The organism is Streptosporangium sp. NPDC006013 (assembly GCF_040614275.1).
Classification (GTDB): Bacteria; Actinomycetota; Actinomycetes; order Streptosporangiales; family Streptosporangiaceae; genus Streptosporangium.
Window position 1 is genome coordinate 1 of sequence record NZ_JBEXUE010000031.1, and the last position, 20,408, is coordinate 20,408.

11 protein-coding genes and 1 pseudogene are annotated in these 20,408 nt (G+C 69.1%); 7 read left to right on the plus strand and 5 right to left on the minus strand.

Annotated features, from left to right (window positions below):
• Both ABZ260_RS07520 and ABZ260_RS07525 read right to left on the minus strand, forming a co-directional pair.
• Positions 1-1,203 (minus strand): annotated as a pseudogene (locus ABZ260_RS07520) (hypothetical protein); the annotation flags it as partial.
• 516 nt (positions 1,204-1,719) lie between these two features.
• Complete coding sequence (locus ABZ260_RS07525; RefSeq protein WP_355613989.1) at positions 1,720-2,349, minus strand: fasciclin domain-containing protein; 630 nt, start codon at positions 2,347-2,349, stop codon at positions 1,720-1,722.
• 219 nt (positions 2,350-2,568) lie between these two features.
• Here ABZ260_RS07525 and ABZ260_RS07530 point away from each other — a divergent pair, with 219 nt between their 5' ends.
• Positions 2,569-3,192 (plus strand): DedA family protein, encoded by a 624-nt coding sequence (locus tag ABZ260_RS07530; protein WP_355613991.1) that lies wholly within the window; start codon positions 2,569-2,571, stop codon positions 3,190-3,192.
• A 190-nt stretch (positions 3,193-3,382) separates the two neighbouring features.
• On the opposite strand, the gene ABZ260_RS07535 is transcribed toward ABZ260_RS07530, so the two are convergent.
• Positions 3,383-3,943: a hypothetical protein gene (locus ABZ260_RS07535; protein WP_355613993.1), complete on the minus strand. Its 561-nt coding sequence runs from the start codon at positions 3,941-3,943 to the stop codon at positions 3,383-3,385.
• Between the two features lie 1,235 nt (positions 3,944-5,178).
• On the opposite strand from ABZ260_RS07535, the gene ABZ260_RS07540 reads away from it, so the two are divergent.
• The 6 genes from ABZ260_RS07540 (at position 5,179) to ABZ260_RS07565 (ending at position 17,701) form a co-directional block, all read left to right on the plus strand.
• Positions 5,179-7,737, plus strand: coding sequence for a PKD domain-containing protein (locus tag ABZ260_RS07540; RefSeq protein ID WP_355613995.1), 2,559 nt, complete (start codon positions 5,179-5,181; stop codon positions 7,735-7,737).
• Positions 7,738-8,011: 274 nt separating this feature from the next.
• Positions 8,012-9,343, plus strand: coding sequence for a xylan 1,4-beta-xylosidase (locus ABZ260_RS07545; protein WP_355613997.1), 1,332 nt, complete (start codon positions 8,012-8,014; stop codon positions 9,341-9,343).
• A gap of 188 nt (positions 9,344-9,531) precedes the next feature.
• Positions 9,532-10,050 carry a nitroreductase family protein gene (locus ABZ260_RS07550; protein ID WP_355613999.1) on the plus strand — a complete coding sequence of 173 codons (519 nt, stop codon included), beginning with the start codon at positions 9,532-9,534 and terminating at the stop codon, positions 10,048-10,050.
• Between the two features lie 307 nt (positions 10,051-10,357).
• Positions 10,358-13,249 (plus strand): AAA family ATPase, encoded by a 2,892-nt coding sequence (locus ABZ260_RS07555; protein ID WP_355614001.1) that lies wholly within the window; start codon positions 10,358-10,360, stop codon positions 13,247-13,249.
• 117 nt (positions 13,250-13,366) lie between these two features.
• Positions 13,367-13,519, plus strand: coding sequence for a hypothetical protein (locus ABZ260_RS07560; RefSeq protein ID WP_355614003.1), 153 nt, complete (start codon positions 13,367-13,369; stop codon positions 13,517-13,519).
• A 129-nt stretch (positions 13,520-13,648) separates the two neighbouring features.
• Positions 13,649-17,701, plus strand: a complete 4,053-nt coding sequence (locus tag ABZ260_RS07565; RefSeq protein WP_355614005.1) for a S8 family serine peptidase — start codon at positions 13,649-13,651, stop codon at positions 17,699-17,701.
• A 110-nt stretch (positions 17,702-17,811) separates the two neighbouring features.
• Here the strand turns inward: ABZ260_RS07565 and ABZ260_RS07570 are convergent, their stop codons facing one another.
• On the minus strand, positions 17,812-18,753 hold the full coding sequence (locus ABZ260_RS07570) for a DUF5996 family protein (RefSeq protein WP_350914567.1): 942 nt from the start codon (positions 18,751-18,753) through the stop codon (positions 17,812-17,814).
• A gap of 310 nt (positions 18,754-19,063) precedes the next feature.
• Entirely contained in the window at positions 19,064-20,086 is a 1,023-nt protein-coding gene (locus ABZ260_RS07575) for a hypothetical protein (RefSeq protein ID WP_355614007.1), read from the minus strand.
• Positions 20,087-20,408 lie beyond the last annotated feature (322 nt).

Sequence of the window (20,408 nt, forward strand, 5' to 3'; positions counted from 1 at the left end):
CGGAGCAGCGGCATCCCGAACGCCATACGGCCGCGGCTCCCGGCCTTGCCGGTAGGTGGCGGCGGTCAGCAACGCCGACGCCGCGGTGTTGCCGTTGAGCGCGTCCACCACCGCCTTGGCGGTGCTGCTGATCGCGGAGGACTCGTTCGTGCCGAGGTTGACCACGACGTCCTTGCCACTCACCGACACGCTCAGCGCGCTGGAGGGGGCCTCGGGCTTGACCAGGGCGACGCTGATGTCGTTGCCGCCCTCGTGCCCGTACGCCTTGGAGGTCACGTAGAGCGTGCTCGCCGCGACCGTGCCGAACTGGGCCTGCGCCGCCCGGCGGTAGCCGTTCGTCTTGTACGGCAGATTGACGATCTGCGAGATCTTCGGGAACTCCTGGGCCAGGCCGGAGATCCGGTTGGTCACCTCGGTCGGGTCCATGTAGCGGTCGACGAAGTCCGCAACGTAGTGCTTCTTCGGGGCCTTGCGCTTCTCACCCAGCCACTTGGTCACCGGAACCGTGACCGTACCGCCGCGGTTGCTGGTGATGGTGGCCTTGGTGGGAACCGCGGTGAGGGCCAGCGGCGAGCTGAACCGGTGGTACATGTACTGGCCGGCGTCGGTGAAACGCGACATCGTCGCGGTGCCGCCCGAGTCGGGGGCCGTCCCCTTGCCGCTGTCCCAGGTGACGGTGAGCACCGTCGCCGCGTCGATGGCGCTCGACTTCACCTCGATCGACAGGAAGTTCTGGTCGTCGAGGCTGGTGAACCACTCGGCGCGGAGCGGGGTCAGCGTGTCGACCTCCGCCGCCGCCTGGATCTCGGCCGCGACGGCGCCCCGCCGCTGGATCAAGTTATCGGCGACCTCCGTCTGGTCGGAGATCTTGCCGACTATGTTGAACCCGAGATCACGGAGGTTCTGAGCCTCCTCTGGGCTCAGAATCGCGTGCATCTCGAACCCGCCGTCGACGGGCTTCTTGTACTCCGCGAGGTCGACGCCCATGGAGTTGAGCCGGTCGATGCCGGCCTCGTCGGGGACGATGACGCGCAGCAGCGCCACGCCGTTCTGTTCGGTGCTGGACTGACGGTCGGGGACAATCTCGCTGGCCGGCGGGGACGGCTCGGCGAGAACGGGGAGCGAGCCGAGGCTCAGGGCGATGGGAAGGGCTAGCACGGCCGCGACACGGCCGAGCCTCCTGCCATTGAGGGAACTCCTCATGAGAGATGCCTCCAGTTGGCGCACGTCTCCGGGTATTGGGTCAGCCCGGCAGAAAGTACGCAATTGGCAAGAATCTTCACCAGAGGACGGATCTTCGTCAAGGCCTCAAATCAATGCATTCTACGCATCCAACAACTTTAGGGTAAAATTTATATGAAATTTATACATAAGGTACATGTTTTGAGATGTAGTCGCCGTAGCCCTCAACCTCAATTTTGCCGGATATAATCTAATTTGTCGCCTTTAAGGTGGTTTGAGGGTAATTCTGCCCCCGCCGCCGCCTTCTCGCCGGGTGACCGGCCGCAGCGCGGCCCGCCACAGGACGCGGATCTCCGCGCCCAGGGCGTCGGTGTGCGCTTCGACCGGCGGCACCCCGACCGGACGGGACCCTCCGGACGGTTTCCAGACTCGGCCCCGGCTCACGGAGTGTCCGCGCCGACGCGGTGAGCCATGTTCACCGGCATGCCACCTCGGAGACCCGGCGAGGATTCATGGTCACCGCGAGCGCCCACGGGTTCACTTCGAGCGGGGCAGCAGCACCTTGTCGATGATGTAGACGGTGGCGTTCTTGGTGCCGATGCCGCCGCAGACCACCTTGGCCCTGCCGGAGACGATGAGGTTCTGGCCTGAGCCCTTGACGGTGATCTGGCCGCCCTGCATGGTCTTCAGCGGGGCGCCGACCAGCTGGGACGGGCTCTTCTTGCCCTCGACCACGTGGTAGGTCAGCAGCTTGGCCAGTTCCGGCTTGTTGGCCATCAGCTTCTTGAGCGTGCCGGGCGGCAGCTGGTTGAAGGCCGCGTTGTTAGGGGCGAAGATCGTGACGTCCTTGACCGTGTAGAGCTTGTTGGTCAGACCCGCGTCCTTGATGGCGGTGCTCAGAGTGGACAGATCCGGGTTCTCGGCCACCGCGGTGGTGACCCGCTCCCTGGCCGCGTTGCTGAGGCTGCCCCTGCCCGTGGGCGGCAGGGCCGAGCAGCCGGGGCCGACCGGCTTGCCGCTCACGCCGGCCGAAGGTGACGACGTGTGGCCCGGGGACGACGCCGACGGCGTCGGGGTGGGCGCGGAATGGGTGGCCGCCCCCGCGGCGACAGGGAGCGCGCTCAACATCAGCACGCTCAGCCCGGAGACGAGAAGTTCCTTCTTCATGGGACCTCCTGATTCGGATGCATGAGCCGCCGGCTATACGCCCCAGCGATTCATGCCGCCTGCTCACTGGCCACCTTCCCCCCAAATAGCCATCTATCGGGCATATGCCCATTAAATGCCTAAAACAGATCAGAATGTTCACCAGTAAGACGGCACCCCAGGTCACCCCCACACCGAACCAGGGCACAGAGTAATCAAACGAACTCATAGAGTGACAGCATGGCCCCACCGCTACCCGGCCCGCTGGCCCACCTGGCACCACTGCTGGACCACTACGGCTACCTGGCCGTCGGCACGCTGATCTTCATGGAGGATTTCGGCATTCCCGTCCCCGGGGAGACGATCCTGCTCACCGCCGCGATCTACGCCGGGGCCGGGCAACTGCACCTCGCCGCCATCGTGCCGATCGCGGTGCTGGCCGCGGTGGCCGGGGACAACCTCGGCTACCTGATCGGCCGCACCGGCGGTCGCGCCTTCATCCGCCGCTGGGGCCACTACGTCCTGCTGCCCCCGGAACGCTTCCAGAAGGCGGAGTTGTTCTTCGAACAGCACGGCGGCAAGGTCGTCGTCGTCGCCCGCTTCATCGCGGGACTGCGCGAGGTCAACGGCATCGTCGCGGGCACCATCGGCATGCCCTGGCTCCGCTTCCTGGCGTTCAACACCCTCGGCGCGGTGCTGTGGGTCACGGTGTGGACGGTGCTGGGATACACCGTGGGCAACTACATCGGCGAGGTGTACGACGAGATCGCCCGCTACTTCAACTACCTGCTCCTCGCCCTGGTCGTCCTGGCCGCCGGACTGATCGCCCGGCACCTGCTACGCCGCCGCCGCGACCGCCGGTGACACCGGAAAGCGTGTCGACCATGGTAAGCGACCAGGCTGGAGCCGATGGGGAGCAGGAGGCGGCCTTCACCGCCTTCGAGGACCGCCACGACGGCGGAGGGGCCGGACGGTCGGCCTCCCCGGTAACCGAAAAGGCGGATGATCACGAAAGGATGTTCGTGATCATCCGCCTGCGGCGTCACAGGACGGTTCAGGAAGCCCGTGCCCCCGCTGTGTTCGGCTGCTTCCGTGTTCTCAGCCGCTTCCCGTCCTCGTCCTCGTCCTCGTAAACGGTCCAGTTGATCCGTGTCCCGGCTGTCCGCCCCGTGGGCGGCGTCAGATAAGCGAAGGCACCGCAGTTGCCGGGCCATGCCGGGTTCTCCCCGCTGCCGGGGGTCGGATTGACCACGCACGCCGTCTGCGCGACCCTGCCGTTGTCGCTCAGCACGGTGACGTACAGGCGCCTTCCCAACGCCGCCAGGGTGACACCGAGCACGTTGCCGGGGTAACCGGCCACCGAAGAGAGGTCGTGCCAGTTCGGAGTGGTTCTCGGATCCCGCAGAAGGGTCCGGCCGTCGCCGGGGACATAACCGAGGTATTCGGTGTTGTCGTTGAAAGCCGAATCGATATCGATTCCCGGCCCCGGGGGACCCTGCGGGCCCGGGTCACCCTCCTCGCCCTCCTCGCCCTGCGGACCCACCGCACCCGCAGGACCCTGTTCGCCCTGGTCTCCCTTCCCGCCCTTCTCGCCTTGAGCACCCGCAGGACCCATCAGACCCTGCTCACCCTGCGGACCCGCCGGACCCTGAGCACCCTTCTCACCCGCCGGCCCCTGAGCACCAGCCGGACCTTGCAGACCTATCAGACCCTGCAGACCCCGCACACCCTGCGAACCCGCAGGACCCTTCTCACCCTGCGAACCCGCAGAACCCTGTTCACCCTTCTCACCCTGCGGACCCACAGGACCTGCCGAACCTGGATCACCCTGTGGGCCCTTCCTACCTTCCGTGCCCCGTTCACCCTGCGGTCCGGGGAAACCCATCGGGCCTCGCTCGCCCTCGGGACCCGCCGGACCCTCCGGACCTCGACGCCCTGGAACGCCCTGTATCCCCTTACGTCCCCGCCGTCCGCGCTCGCAGAATCCATGACAACGGCGGCACGGACGGCCGCAACGGCGGCACGGTCCGTGACGGCACTCCCCGCGGTGGTTGACGAATTCGACGGGACCACCACCTTTGACGACCGCTCCGGCAGAGGTGCCCGGCACGGGCCCAGCCATCGCGCTCACCGGCGCCTGGCTCAACAGCACGGTCCCCGCCGTGGTCACGACGACGGCACACTTCAAGAGGCGGCGGCTGACAGGACCCCCGGCCGGCTCGCTCCCATGAGGAATCAACACATTTCCCTTTGCAGTGAGAATCCGATTTTTTATCATTTCCAGTGACTCGAATCGAAAATACCCGCACACCAAAAAGGAAAACGCACCCCCCATTTTCAGGTCAGCAAACAGATGGCATTTCAGGGAAAACCAAATCCACCCCGACGGGACTTCTTCGCATTTTATGTGCGAGTAGACAATTCAACTTAAAGTGCCAGTTACTACGGCTCTATTCCCTGAAATGCACCGAACGCGATATCACGGGAGCCGTGCGGCAGGACGCGTCGGCCGAGCCGAGGCCGTCGCCGTCCCCGATCACCATCGAGGCGACCGCCGCCTGAGGTCACGGCCACCGAGGTCCCTGTCGTCCCGGCGGAGCGCATCGAACCGGGCCTCAGGCGCCTGGCGGAGAGCTTCCGCGCCGCGGCGGACTCGCGGGACTCTCAGGGTTGATGTTCTTCGGGTGGCTTGGAGACGTCTTCTGTCCAGTGGTGGGCCGAAACCCTTCACCTACCGGACTGACAGTCGCCGTCAAAAACCGAAAAATCATGTATTGATGACCAAAATCATCAATGTTACGTTGATGCCGTTTCGTTTACTGATCTTCTTCAACTGAAGAGAGACGGCACATGGGAAAACGTCGCTCGAAGCGAAAAATCCTGGTCTTAGCGCTGGTGGTCGTGCTGGGGGCAGCACTCACGCCACCGGCCATCGCAGAGTCATCCCAGGTCACCCCCTCGGTCACGCCCGCAGCGGCCGAGGAGTCAAAGACCGAGCGCGAGGTCCGCGTCAGCTTCAGGTACGCCGACGGGACCACGCTCACCGCGGACCAGTTACGGACCAAGGTCGCGAAGGCGACCGAGCCGCTCACGCCGGAGCAGGCACAGCGCGAGGCCAAGCAGGTCGCGGTCGCCACCGGTCAGAAGTCCTACCGCGACTCCGCCGAGTTCGGTGACGGCGAAGAGGAAGCGGGCAGGATCGCGGCCCTGGCCGAGCCGCCGGACGAGCCCGACAGCGGCTTCGTCGACACCTGCCTGTCGCTGCCGGGCGCGGAGAGCGCGGTCGGCCGTATCCACAACAGGTTCCAGTACTGCCAGCGCGGCACGATGATCTTCGACTACTGGAAGATCTACACCAACAAGCCGCCGGAGCACGAAGGAACGACCGAGGCCAAGTACAACATCATCGGCCTGTCCAGCAACCAGACACGCAAGGCCCGGATCTACTTCAGGATCGAGAAGGACTCGGTCGACTACGACTGGGGCCTGATCGACAACTGGGTCACCGCGCCCGGCCAGTCCTTCGTCGCGGTCGGCGACTGCCAGGAGTCGCCGACCTACTGCCACGGCGCGTTCTCCGGCATCGACCGCACCTGGGGGGACTGGGATCGCGGAGATTGGGCCAAGTGGGACATCTACTCCCATGAGGACCAGTCCAATTACCAGGACAAGGTGCTGTACCACAAGTGGTTCATCAGGTTGACCTCCGGCGAGGAGGGGGAGTTCAAGATGATCGATGACATCCACACTCCTGACCGGATGATCCGTTGTGACTCGGCCACCTACTTCCAGCACGCCCCGAATGCCTGCGTCTTCAGCGAGGTGCTCCCGCACATCACCTACTCCACCGGCGACAGGGATCTCGAATTGGTCGCCTTCCACATCAAGACGGCCCAGGACTTCCCCAACGACACCTACCCGCTACTCGTCCCGCCGGGCGTGCCAAGCCCGCGCGACAAGAAGATGCCCGGCCGTCTGGGCAGCGAGAGCGACCCGGGCCTGCACCGCTACGACCCCGCGAACACCACGGTCGCCAGGTCGAACGAGGCGCACAAGGAGGCCGCCTGCTACCGCACCGGCACCGAGCGGGACTGGTACTTCGACCTGTGGTTGCCCACGCCACCCCAGCCGCCCGCCGAGCAGTGCGACGAGTACCCCTTCGCCTCCACGATCGAGGGCGCCGCACACCCCGACTGGGACTTCTCGGTCCGGCCCGTACCGCAGCGGCAGAACTCCGTCGCGGGCGGCAGGCTGCGTGCCTACTACACCGGCGACCGCATCCTGCACACCTCGACCGATCCCGACGCGCCCGTCCAGGACGAGTTCTGGGTGAACATCACCGACGGCGGCAGCGGTGGCTCGCTACCCGCCCCGGTCAACGAACCGCCCACGGCCAACGCCGGGCCCGATGTCACCGGTGACGAGGGCGCCCGCATCACGCTCAACGGCTACGCCCACGACCGCGAGTCCACACCCGCCCTGACCTGGACCGTGAGCCCCGTCTCCGGCACCGACGCGGGCGCCGCCTGCGTGGTGGCCGAACCGCACGCCGCCCGCACCACCGTCACGTGCAACGACGACGGTGAGTTCGTGGCGACGCTGACGGCCAGCGACGGTGTCAACGGTCCGGTCAGTGACCGCGCGAGCGTGACCGTACGCAACGTCGCCCCCAGGGTCTCCGGCTCCGGCGGCTCGCTGCGCGGCTCGGCGACCGCCGACCTCAACGGCTTCGGCCCCGAACCGTGGTCGGTCTACCGCGCCGGCACCGACGTCACCGTCACCGTGCCGGTCAGCGACCCCGGCACGAACGACACCCACACCTGCGTGGTCGTCTGGGACGACGGGGTCAGGGAGGAGTTCGCCGCCACGGGCAAGCGCTGCGACCGCACGCACCGCTACGCCCACCCCGGCATGTACACGATCAGCGTCACCGTCACCGACGACGACCTGGGCACCAGGAACCGGCAGACCATGGTCGTGGCCTACGACCCCGACGCCGGATTCGCCACCGGCGGCGGCCACTTCGTCTCGCCCGCACCCGTCGAGGGCAAGGCACACTTCCAGTTCAACCCGAAGTACCTGCCCGCCGACCAGGGGCCCGAGCCGGGCAACGGCAAGGTCACCGTCCGCGTGCAGGGAACGGACTTCGAGATCAGATCGGACCGTCTCGAATGGCTGGTGGTGACCCCCGACGACCGGCTCGCCGTGAAGGGCGAAACGGCGGACGGGCGAGGCTTTGTCCTGTACGGCTACGATCCCGGACGGCTCAGGCTCGTGGTGTGGGACCTGAAGACCGGGGCCTACCCGGTACGGGCCAAGCTTTACGACAACCGGCCTTCGCTGGAGTACGACCTGGACCTGGCCGATCCCCAAGAGATCACCGCGGGATCGGTGCAGGTGCACAACTGACCGCTGATCTGATGTGAGGGCCTGCCTCGTTCGCCGATCAAGGCGTCCGGGGCGGACTCTCGTACCGCGGTGACCGGCGAGCACGCCCGTCTTTCGGATCCGTCATAACGTTTGCCTGCGAACCGCATCCCCATACACCGCTTTTACTCGGCCTGTGGAACGCTCTGGGCAAAGTAGACGACGAAGATCGAGTGGGGATCAGGTGGCATCGAGTACTGGGGGATCGACATGGTGGCGTCCCGGGCGGGCGGTCGCCTCAGCCGCGGGAGCCGTCATGACGGCGATGCTGGCGGCGAGTTGTTCCTTCGGCGGCACTCCGGACCGGACGGTTCCCGACGCGCGACAGGCCGACGCCCCCTCAACGGCGGCGGCCGGCCCCTCAACCGCGGCGTCCAACAGCAAGATCCAGAAAGCGCCGGCGGTGGACCCCGCATGGCCTCGTTGGGGGTTCACCCACACGGGGGTCAGCGCCAACAACGTCACCCCGCAGTTCGAGCAGGAGGTGAGCCGGAGGCTCGCCCAGACCCCGATGCTGCAGAACCAGCACATCATGGGGTTCGGGGCGCTCAACCCCCAACCACGCCCGCAGGAGTTCTACTGGGAGGACCTGGACAGCCGGACGAACCTCATGAGGCAGTCCGGCGGCACACAGATCATCACACTCTGCTGCGCCCCTGACTGGATGAAGGGCGGCCCCGAAGGCCCGACCGAGGACTCGGCCTGGGCCGAGCACCTGGAGGACGCTCCCTACCCCAAGCACTTCGACGACTTCGCCAAGCTGTCGGCGACCGTCGCCGCGAAGTACCGCGACGTCGAGTACTTCATGGTCTGGAACGAGTTCAAGGGCTTCTGGAAGGACCACTCCAAACCCGCGGACTTCAAGGGCTACACCGACCTCTACAACAAGGTCTACGACGCGGTGAAGGCGGTCCGGCCCGACGCCAAGATCGGCGGCCCCTACCTCGGCTTCGACAGCAACAGGACCGGCAAGTCCGAGCTGCGGGGCACCTGGGGAGTCGTCAACCAGAACGCCCTGGACGCTTTCAACTACTGGTTCAAGAACAAGAAGGGCGCCGACTTCATCGTGGTCGACGGCGCCTCGCTGACCGACGCCCACGAGTTGCTGCCCGACGCGTTCGGAGCGCTGAGCAAGTTCAGCGCGGTCACCACCTGGCTGCGCGACAAGACCGGCGACCTGCCGGTCTGGTGGTCGGAGTGGTACTTCGTCCCCGAGGACAACACCACCTGGCCGGAGCCGATGCGGCTCGCCGTCCAGGCCGCCTCGATGATCGAGTTCGCCAAGAGCGGCGCCGCCACCGCGCTGTACTGGAATCCGCAGGTCAAGGAGGGCACCTGCCAGGGCTGCATGTGGGACCCGCGGACCGGTGCCGAGCTCCCGACCGGCAAGCTGGTGGCCGACTTCACCACCTGGTTCCCGGCCGGAGCCGAACTGGAGCACGTCACCTCCTCCGACCCCAAGGTCCGGGTGCTCGCGCAGCCGCGGCGGCTGCTGATGGTCAACACCACCGACGCGAAGATCACCACGACCGTGGACGGCAAGTCGTTCGCCCTCCAGCCCTACGAGATCAAGTGGAGCGACCGCTAGCCTCAGGACGTCGCCGCCGGACACATCCCGGACGGGGCCGTGATCGGCGTACGGATGGCACCGGCCTTCCAGACTCACCGCCGCGCCTGCTCGCGGCGGAACGATCGTCCAGGCTGACCGGCGGCGGTCGCGGGGCCGAACCGGTCTTTCGAGATGATGAGCGCAGGACACGGTGAGGGATCGGGGAGATGAGTGTGGGGCAGAGGGGCGGGCCGTTGCGGGCCACCCGGTGGTTCGCTGACACACCGGTACCGACGGGCGACATCGTGCGGGTGCTGGAGGCGGCTCGCTGGACCGGGTCGGCGCGCAACCGCCAGCCGTGGAGGTTCGTCGTGGTCAGGGATCGCGGCCTGCAGCAGAGGTTGAGCCTGCTGGGAGGCTACGCGGCTCACCTGGCCGCCGCTCCCGTGGTCGTCCTGCTCGCGGTGGACCACGGCACGGGCGGTGAGGACGCGGAGTTCGACGCGGGCCGGGCCGCCCAGAGCCTCATGCTCGCCGCGCACGACCTCGGCCTGGGAAGCTGCCCGGCCTCGTTCTTCCCCGCGGCCAACGCCGAGCGGGCCGGCCGGATGGTCGGCGTCGAGGCTCCGTGGCAGGTCAGGACCGCGATCTCCCTCGGTCACCCCGCACCCGCGCCTCGCGGCAGGTCCGCGATCCCCTCGGGCCGCCTGCCGCTGGACGAGCTGGTCCGCTGGATCGGCCCCTGAGCGGCTGCCTTCCCACCGGCTGCCGTGCGGGGTCCGGCGAAGGGTCATGTCGGGCAGCGCCTCCACGTTGCGGCCGCCATCGCCGGTGCCGAGGACGGTGATGCCGGTCAGGGTCCGGTTCTCGGTTGCGGGTCGGTGATCCCGCCGGGGCAGGCGAGCCGGGCGACGTCCCAAGATCGGCCGGTTCCGGGAGGGGCGGTAGTGGCGGCAGGAGCTTGCTGTTTGAATGATCCGGATCGTAACGGTTCAGGGCTTGGAGTCCGGGTGACCGTTGTGGAGCCGGGCCGGGTGAGTGGAGGCGTGCCGGATGGCGATGGACGGCGGTACGGCCGCGGGACGGGTGGTTTCTCCGATCCTGGTGGGGCGTGCGGACCAGTTACGGCGTCTGGTGACCGCGATGAGCCGTCCGCCCGCCGTGGTGGTGCTGGAGGGAGAGGCCGGCATCGGTAAGACCCGGCTGGTGACGGAGATGGCGGCCCACCCTGATGCGGCGGGTCGCCTGTTCCTCGTCGGGGGCGCCCGGCGGATCCGGGAGCCGTTTCCCCTGGGGCCGGTGGTGGAGGCGCTGCGCGGCACAGGTGAGCTGCTGGCACGAGCCGAGCTGTCGCCGGTCACGGGTGCTCTGCGGGGGTTGCTACCGGAACTGGCGGGAGTGCTGCCGCCGCCCCTGGAGCCGCTGGACGACCGGGCGGCCGAACGCCACCGGCTGTTCCGCGGTCTCGCGGAGGTGCTGAGCGCGCTGGGACCGCTGGTGCTGGTGATGGAGGACCTGCACTGGGCCGACGAGCAGACGGTCGAGTTCCTCGCCTACCTGCTGGCGGCCCTGCCGGCCCGGATGTCGGTGGTGCTCGTCTATCGGGGTGAGGAGGTCGGAGCCGGGATCAGGGAGGCGACGGGCCGTCTCCCGGACTCGGTCTTCCACCACCATGTCGTGCTGGAGGCCCTGGACGCCGAACAGACCGGCGTGCTCGCGGCTTCGATCCTGGACGCGAAGGAGGTCACCCCCGACTTCGGGGCGCACCTGCATGAGCTGTCGTCGGGTCTGCCGCTGGCGGTACAGGAACTGCTGGCGTTGCTGCGGGAACGAGGTGCGCTGATCCAGCTGCGCAGCGGGCGATGGGCGCGTAAGGCGCTGGCGGAGCTGGATGTGCCGCCGGGAGTCCGTGACTCGGTGCGCGAGCGGGTGGGCCGGCTGTCCGCGGCGGCGCGCGGGGTGGCCGAGGCGGCGGCGGTGCTGCAGGTGCCGGCGCAGGTGTCGGTGCTGGCCCAGGTGGGCGGGCTGTCCCGGGCCGAGACCGTGGCCGGGCTGGATGAGCTGCTGGTCTCGGGGCTGCTGGCCGAGCAGGACGGGACGGTGGTCTTCCGGCATGTGCTGGCCGCACAGGCGGTGTACGGGGGGATCCCCCTGGGGCGGCGGCAGGACCTGCACACGCGGGCGGCGGCCGCCGTACGCTCGGTGAAGCCGGTGCCGCTGGGGCAGGAGGCTCACCATCTGCGCCAGGCCGGTCTGCTGCGGGAGTGGGTGGACGCCGCGGAGCAGGCCGCCGGCCAGGCGTCGGAGCTGGGCGACGACGCCGAGGCCGTGCGGATTCTGGAGGACGTGCTGCGGAACGCCCCGCTGGAGCCCGAACGCCGGGGACACCTGGCGGTGCGGCTGGGCTGGGCCGCCGGCCAGGTGCTGCGCCCCCCGGAGGTGATCGACCTGCTGTCGGAGGCTCTGGAGTCCGAGCAGCCGGGGCCGTTGCGCGGGCAGCTGCACTTCCTGATCGGCCTGCTGCAGGAGCGGCTCGGCGACGCCCCCGGCGCGCAGCGGCGCGCCTTCATCGCGGCGGTCGACGACCTCGGCGACCGGCCCGAACTCGCGGCGTGGGTGATGGCGGCGCTCGGAAGGCCGATGGACGCGACCGTGACGCTGGCCGAGCACACCGTGTGGCTGGACCGGGCTCTGGAAGTGGTGCCCGCCATAGGCGATCCGGTCGAGGAGGTCTTCGTGCTCGGCAAGGTCGCGACCTCGCTGAGCGGATTCGGCGACCGGCGCTGGGCCGCGCTGACCGACGCCGTCCGCCGGCGGACCGGCGGCCGGCCGCGGCATCGCCAGGAGGTGAACGCCTACCGGTCCATCGCGGAGAGCGCGTGTTGCACCGGGTATTTCGAGCTCGCCGACCAACTCCTGACCGCCGCGTCACAGGGGGCGGCCGGTGAGGAATCCTCCCGGGAACCGCTGGCCCGCTGCCGGCTGGTCGCTCTGGTCCTGGCCTACTGCCGGGGCACGTGGACCGGGCTGGACCAGGAGACCGCGCTGCTTCTCGACGAGTACGGCGGCCGCCCGTTCGACAGGATCACCGCCGAGACGGTCGCGGCCTGCCTGGCGCTCGCGCACGGCGAGCTCGACATCGCCCGGCGCGACCTGCACGATGTCGTCCAGCGCACCGTCGCCCTGGGCGGCTACGAGCTGCTCCCGCTGTCGGTGACCGGATTCCTCCGGCTGTCCAGCGCACGCGGCGAGGCCGAGGCCGCGCTCGCGGTGACCGGCGCGGCGGTCACCGTGTGGGAGACCAAGGGGCTCTGGCCGCTGGCGGTACGGGCGGTGCCCGCGCTGGCCGAGGCGATGGCCGGCGTCGGCAGGCACGACGAGGCCGCCGATCTGATCACCCGGCTCTCGGCGCGACTCGACGGCCTGGACGCTCCGCTGGCTCCGGCCGCGCTGGCGCACGCGCGCGGGCATCTGGCGGCCGGCCGTACGGCCGCCGCGGAGCAGTTCCTGGCGGCCGGGTCCGCCTACGATCGGCTGGGCGCCCCGTACGAGGCGGCCCAGGCCCGTGAACAGGCGGCCGGCTGCCTGTTCGCCGCCGCGGACGCACGGGCCGAGGAGCCGCTACGCGCGGCGATCACGACGTTTCAGGCGTTGGGTGCCCGATGGGATCTGGACCGCGCCGCGCAGCTGGCCCGCAGGTACGGGGTGGCGGTGAAGGGGCGATACCCCGGCGGCCCGCAGGGTTACGGCGGCGGGCTGTCTCCCCGGGAACGGGAGATCGCCGAAATGGCCGCCGCCGGACTGACCAACCGGGAAATCGGCCAGCAGCTTTTCGTATCCCCCAGAACGGTGGAGAAGCACCTCGGCGCCGCGCTGCGCAAGCTCGGACTCCGCTCTCGCGCCGCCCTCGGGATGCACCTGGGCGTCGACCGCGACGGTCTCTGAGCCGGGCACGGCCCCGTACGGCACCACCCACCCCCGTAGTACCCCACCCGATTACGGCCCTCCGAATGGGGTGCCCTACCCATAGTCCCGACGTGCCGCGCAGGCGACGCTGACGGCATGTCCGAAACCGACTCCACGGATGGCCGCCTGGCCGATGCCGCCCCTGAGGCCGACACAGACCAGGAAGGGCGGGTATCCCCCGCCGCCCCGCCGGATGAGGCGGCCGCCGAACTCCCCGACGACACCCCCGAGGGGTTCGAGCCCCTCTGACCTCCCCCTACCTCCAGCCCCCAGCTCCCGAAAGGGCAGTTCCGCATGTCTGCACACAGCTCCACTGACCATCCCCCGCCGGGCGGCGACCCCGGCCCTACCCCCGCTCGAACCGGCACGAGACGGAAGGTGACGCGCGGAGGATCGCTTCTGGCGGCCTCGGCCATGGTGCTGGGCACCCTGGTGGCGCCGGGCACGGCCGCCCTCGCCCAGGAGCAGGAGCCCGCACCGGCCGCCCCGGCGACGGAGCCGGTCCCCGGCCTGATCGCACTGACCGGGCTGGGCACGGGATCCCGCACGATCACCCTGGTCACCGGGGACAAGGTGAGGTTGAGCGACACCGGCGGCGGCAAGTACGCCGTGCACCCGGAGCCGAGCGTCCGCCCCGACGGCACCAGCGCCCGGTTGTCCACGCTGGCCACCCCGAAGGGCGTGTACGTCACCCCCAGCGACGCCATGCCCGCCATCAACGCCGGCCGCCTGGACCGGGAGCTGTTCAACGTCACCTACCTGGCCGAGAACGGCTACACCGACGACAAGACCAAGCAGCTGCCCGTCATCGTGCAGTACCCGCCGCAGCACACGGACAAGGCCATCGCCTCGTCCGCCAAGGCCATCCCGGCCAGCGAGCCGGTGCTCACCCTGGAGAGCGTCAACGCCTCCGCGCTCCAGGTCACCAAGGCCGAGGCGGGCACGTTCTGGAACGCGGTGCGGGCCGTACCCGAGAAGAGCGCGGACGGGATCGCCGGGCCGGCCAACGTACCGGACACGCTGCGCGGCGACATCACCAAGGTGTGGCTGGACGGCAAGGTCAAGGCCGACCTCGCCGAGAGCGTCCCGATGATCGGCGCGCCGCAGGCCTGGGCCGGCGGCCACGACGGCACCGGCGTGAAGGTCGCCGTCCTGGACACCGGCATCGACGCCAAGCACCCCGACCTCGCCGACCGGATCACCGACAGCAAGTCCTTCATCCCCGGCCAGGAGGTGCAGGACGGCCACGGCCACGGCACGCACGTCGCCTCCACCATCGCCGGCTCCGGCGCGGCCGCGAACGGCAGGCACAAGGGTGTCGCGCCCGGCGCCAAACTGATCGTCGGCAAGGTGCTGTCCGACGGGGGTGAGGGCCTGGACTCCGGAATCATCGAAGGCATGGAGTGGGCCGCGGCCTCCGGTGCCAAGGTGATCAGCATGAGCCTCGGTGGTGGCGCCACCGACGGAACCGACCCGATGAGCCAGGCGGTCGACACGCTCAGCGCTTCCTCCGGCACGCTGTTCGTGATCGCCGCGGGCAACTCCGGCGCGTCGGGCGCCGAGACCGTCTCCGCCCCCGGCGCGGCCGACGCCGCGCTGACCGTGGCCGCCGTGGACAAGAGCGACGCCTGGGCCCCCTTCTCCAGCCAGGGACCGCGCATCGGTGGCGGCCTCAAGCCGGACATCGCCGCTCCCGGCGTGGCCATCGCCGCGGCGCGCGCCGCGGGCACCTCGATGGGCAGCCCGCTCGACGAGCACTACACGGCCGCGAACGGCACCTCGATGGCCACCCCGCACGTCGCCGGAGCCGCCGCCATCATGGCGCAGCAGCACCCGGACTGGACGGGCACGCAGATCAAGGCCGCGCTGATGTCGACCGCCAAGGACGACGCGCTCAGCGTGTACAAGCAGGGCGCCGGCCGGGTGGACGTGGCCAGGGCGTACACCCAAAAGGTCTTCGCCACCACCGCGGGGCTGGACTTCGGCGCGGTCGAGACCGACGCCGCCCCCGCGACCCGGGAGCTGACCTACACCAACCTGGGGGACCAGCCGGTCACCCTGACCCTGACCCCCGGCCTGCACGCGTCGGACGGCAGCGCGGTCGAGGGCGGGCTGAGCATCGCCGAGACGACGCTCACCGTGCCCGCCGGAGGCACCGCGACCGCCACCGCCACCGTCGACCCCAAGGCCCTGGCCAAGCTGGACAACTACACCGGCGCCGTCACCGCGACCGCCGACGGCGTCCAGCTGCGCACCCCGGTGGGCGCGGTGCGTGAGGCCCCCAAGGCCACGCTCACCATCCACACCCTGGGCCGCGACGGCAAGCCGCGCAGCCCCTGGGCCCAGGACACCATCGATGTGTCCGGCGGCAAAGGCATCCTCGACGGGGCCACCCTGACCGAGGAGGGCACCACGGTCGTCCGCGTCCCGCAGGGCGTCATCAGCGTGACGCAGCTCATGGACTGGGTCGGCGACGACGAACGGGGCAACCTGGCACTCCTGTCCGTGCCCGAGCTCACAGTCACCGGGGACACCGAGATCACGCTCGACGCCCGGAAGCTCACCGAGGTCCGTTTCACCACCCCGCAGCCCGCCGAACCGTTGAGCAACTTCCCCTACCTGGCGTATCAGCGGACCGTCAGCAACGGCACCCCCTACATGGGGTTCGTATGGCCTGACAACGCATGGACCCGGGTGTGGGCCCTGCCCACGGAGAAGGTCACCAAGGGCGCCTTCCGCTTCCACACCCGCTTCACCCTCGGCAAGTCCGAGGTCGCCATGAGCGTGCGCGGACGTGGCGGACGGGGCGGGCTCACCCTGCACCCGGCCTCCGCGCTGCACGGCGTCAACACCTACGGGGTGCACGAGCAGAGCGACGGCTTTCCCGACTTCCGGCCGTTCACCGGCACCCGCGAGCTGGAGGTCGTCGACGTCGGCGAGGGCAGGCCCGAGGACATCGCGGGCCGCGACCTGCGCGGCAAGCTCGTCCTCATGGAAGCACCGATGTCACAGGGCCTGTCCGGCCCCATGTGCGGAGTCCAGATCGAGCGGATCGGCCCGATCCGCGACGCCGGCGCGGCCGCGATCGCGCACTTCCCGCAGCCCGGGACCGGCTGCGCGATCCCGATGGGCTTCACCCAGATCCCGTTCACCGGAGAGGCCAGGCCCATCGGCGTCCCCACCGCGTCCCTGCCCTCCCGCGAGGCGCTCGACCTGCGCGAGCGGCTCTCCGGCGGCAAGCCGGTCACCATCCAGGTGACCGGCACCGAGGAGTCGCCCTACACCTACACCTTCGCCCCCTACGAAGAGGGCCGGGTGCCTCGCTCGCTGCACTACACCTTCGCCGAGCGCGACCTGGCCCGGGTCGACCTGGACACCCACACCGTCGCCCCCGCGCGCTACAACGACTGGCGGTACGCCCAGAAGCCCGACGACGTCATGCCGATGTCGACATCGCTCACCGGGTGGGGCGGCCCCCGGCTCACCCTGCGGGAACGCCGCGACTGGGTCGGGCCGCTCGACTCCGAGGTCCTCTGGTCGCACGGCATGGAGGAGATGCGCGGCACGCCGATGGAGGACCGGGTTCCGCAGTGGGCCCTGGAGGTGTTCGACAAGCCGGTCCGCATCCAGCAGTCCTGGATGACCACTCCGTTCACGCCCGGCGCCGCGACCGGCTCCGACAAGGTCTACAAGCTCGCCAAGCCGGGCGCGAACATCGGCCCGTTCTTCCGGTGCATGATCTGCGTCCAGGGCGGCAAGCTGTGGGCGGAGTTCGAGCCCAGCTACGGCTCGCCGGGCGCCAGGAAGTACAACGGCGACTACTGGCCGACGACCGACCTGTCCAAGCCGGGCTTCGACGTCCGCCTCTACCAGGACGGCAAGGAGATCCCGCGCACCCCTGTCGGCGGCACCGACTTCATGCCGCTCTTCAGCCTGCCGGACGGCCCCGGCGGCTACCGGCTGACCGCCAAGAACGACCGGAACGACACCGAGTGGACCTTCACCACCCCGGTCTCGGCCGATCCCCTGCCGGGATCCTTCTGCTCCCTCGAAGTGCTGTACGGCAAGGCGGAGCCCTGCAAGCCCGCCCCGGTCGTGTTCGTCGGCTACGACCTCGGTGACACCCTGGACGCCGCCAACGCCGTGCGCGCCGGCCGTACGCACACCTTCACCGTCTCCCCCTACCACTCCCCGTCCCCCTCGAAGATGCCCGCCATCGCCGGCCTGAAGTTGTGGGCCAGCACCGACGACGGCGCCACCTACACCCCCGTCTCGGTCAAGTCCAGCAAGGACGGCACCTACACCGCCACCACCCGCTACCCCGCCCTCAAGCACACCAAGGGCGCCGTCACCCTCAAGGTCGAGGCCTGGGACAAGGCGGGCAACACCATCAAGCAGACCACCGTCCGCGCCTTCGATCTCCGCGGTTGAGCCGCCGGACAACCGCACGACCACACCGAGCGGAGAAACCCCGGGTCACCCAGCGTGATCCGGGGTTTCTCCCGGTTCGCCGCCACGGTTGACCCGGTGGACCTTCCCGGTCAGGGTCCGGTTCTCAGTTGCGGGTCGGTGATCCCGCCGGGGCAGGCGAGCCAGGCGATGTCCCAACCGGCACGCCGGGCTCCGGCCTGGTAGGCGCTCTCGTAGAAGGCCAGTACCGCGGCGCGCGGGTCGGCCGCTGATCGGGCGTCGTCGTAGCGCAGCACGGCCAGATGGCTGCCTCGCTGCTCGATCCACTCCGCGGCCCCGGGGCTGAGCGGTTCGTTCTCCAGCCCCTCGGGCTCGGGGGCGGTGTAGGAGTAGAAGGCGGGCTCGGGGAAGGCGTCGTCACCGAACCAGAAGCCGGAGCTGATCACCTCCCGCGAGTAGGCCTCCCGCGTCACGGAGTCGACCGACGGCGGCTGGTCGACCCGGCGGTCGGAGAAACGGCTGCAGGCGATGTCGAAGGTGTGCCAGAAGTGGTGCACCGGGCTGATCTTTCCCGAGAAGCCCGCGGCGAACTCCTCCAGCACCAGGTTCACCTGGCTCAGCACCTGCCAGTAGCGATTGGCCATGGCAGGGTCGTAGGCCGCGTGCTCGGTGTCCTCGACGAACGGCCGGCCGGAGTCGGGCAGGTCGAACGGCCACGGCCTGTCCAGATCCACCTGCACGTCCAGCTCCGCCAGCGCCAGCATGACCTTCTGGTAGAAGGACGCCACCGACTGACCGTAGAGCGGGAAGGACACCGCCCGGCCGTCCAACTCGGTGACGAGTAGCTGGTGGCCGACGAAGTCGAAGTCGATCGTGAAGATCGGATTGCCGTCCGCCTGTCCCATCGGGCGGGTGGTGAACCCTCTGCCGGTGAGATGGAACGGCACGTTCCACCAGTGGTTGCGCCGGACCTCGGCGGTGAGCCGGACCTTGCCCACCACCTGGCAGAACCGGTGCAGCGTGGCCTTGGTGTCCCGCCACTCGTCCAGCGGTATCGGGGCGAACAACTCCATGACGCCACCATTCCCACGGCATACACATCAAAGACCCGGCCGGCACCACAAACAGCAAGATCTTCACCGGGCCGCGCCGCCGGGCTGCTGGGAAACATTCACGAGCAGCCCCAGGCCCTGGCGACTCCGATCGTCGACCGGGAGCAGAACCACGGCTGGGCAGCCGCAGCCGGCCCCGCTGCTCGCCGGACTGCGCGAGGTGCTGCCCTGGGTCCGCCGGTGGCACGACGAACTGCTTCGGCGATGACTTCTCACGCATCCGTTTGTCAGCACGGGGTCGGGCCGCGGCCGGTGCGGCTCACGCGGGCCGTCAGCCGCATGGGACGTGGTAGGGGCGGCTCTGCGAGACGACGGTGCCGTCGGAACCGGCGATCTCCAGGCGCCACACGCCCGACTCGCCCCCGGGAGCGCTCCACGTTTTACTGACACTCTGACGGCCGGGGCTGTTGCTGTCGACGAAGGACAGGGGCTTCCACGGGTCGCGAGCCCACTCAGCCTCCCCCAGGGGCTGATGCGCCCAGGTGTAGGACATCTGCCCGATCGCGCTGCTCTCGATGTAGCCGTCCATCTTGTACTTGAAGGCAACCCCGGTTTTGCAGTTGCCGGCGATGGTGATCATCGAGGTGAACTCCGCCTTCACACAGACCGTCCGGTAGTACACCTCCTGGCCCTTCGCGCTGCCGGGGCTGACGACCTGCACTTCGACGGTGTTGCCGGCGTTGGTGCCCGACAGGGGAAGGCGTTGAAAAGGCGCGCTGACGGTCTTGGTACCGGGCTCGGTGAACACGATCTCGCGTTCGCCCTCCAGGCCCGGCAACGGCCCGTAGAAACCATTCCAGCGGTAGCGGACCGTCTGCGCGATCGGCGAGCTGATCTGCGCGTTGATCGTGTGCACGACGTCGGAGCCACAGCGGCCGATGTAGTCGGTCGCGGGCTGTATCTGCGGCTTACCCGGGACGGGGTCGATGCAGGACAGCTGGTAGGAGACGGTCGCCTGCGCCTGGTTGGCGCCCTTCACCGTGATGGTCCGGCTCTGCGGGCCCACACCGGCATAGTGAGTCATGGCTTCGCCGGTCACCGTCTTCGTCCCAGCCTCAGTGAAGACCACCTGACTCCACCGCCCGTAGCCCTGGTCAGACCACTGGTAGATCACGGTGCCGGGACCGCCGGCGGTGATCGTGGCGCTGGTGGTGAACCGCACACCCGGCGAGCACACGCCGCTGTACGACGGCGGCTCCACCCCGCCCGGCGCCACCGAGATCTCCGGGCCGTCCGCCAGAGCGTCGGCCTGAGCCGGGACCGCCCCGGCCAGCAACAGCGCGGCCGTCGACAACAGAACACTCCATAACCGCACATCTCGCCCTTTCAGGAAGCAACGAGACCATCCTGCGGACGAGAACTTGCAGCGTGATGAGAAACCGGTTGGATCGAAGGTCACAGCCGGGCCTGGTCAGATCCGCTCTTGGTGGCCTTGCGTCATCCGCCTCGCTGGTGCGATGACAGCGACGTACGGGAAAGGCCCCGGCAGCACTTTCCCGTACGCCGGGGAACGAGGGTCAGAAGTCGAACTCACCCTTCTTGGCCCCGTCCACGAACGCGTCTTCTCCCCCGCCCGTCGGCGCGGGTCGAACCGGCCTCTTGACAGAGGAGTGCGG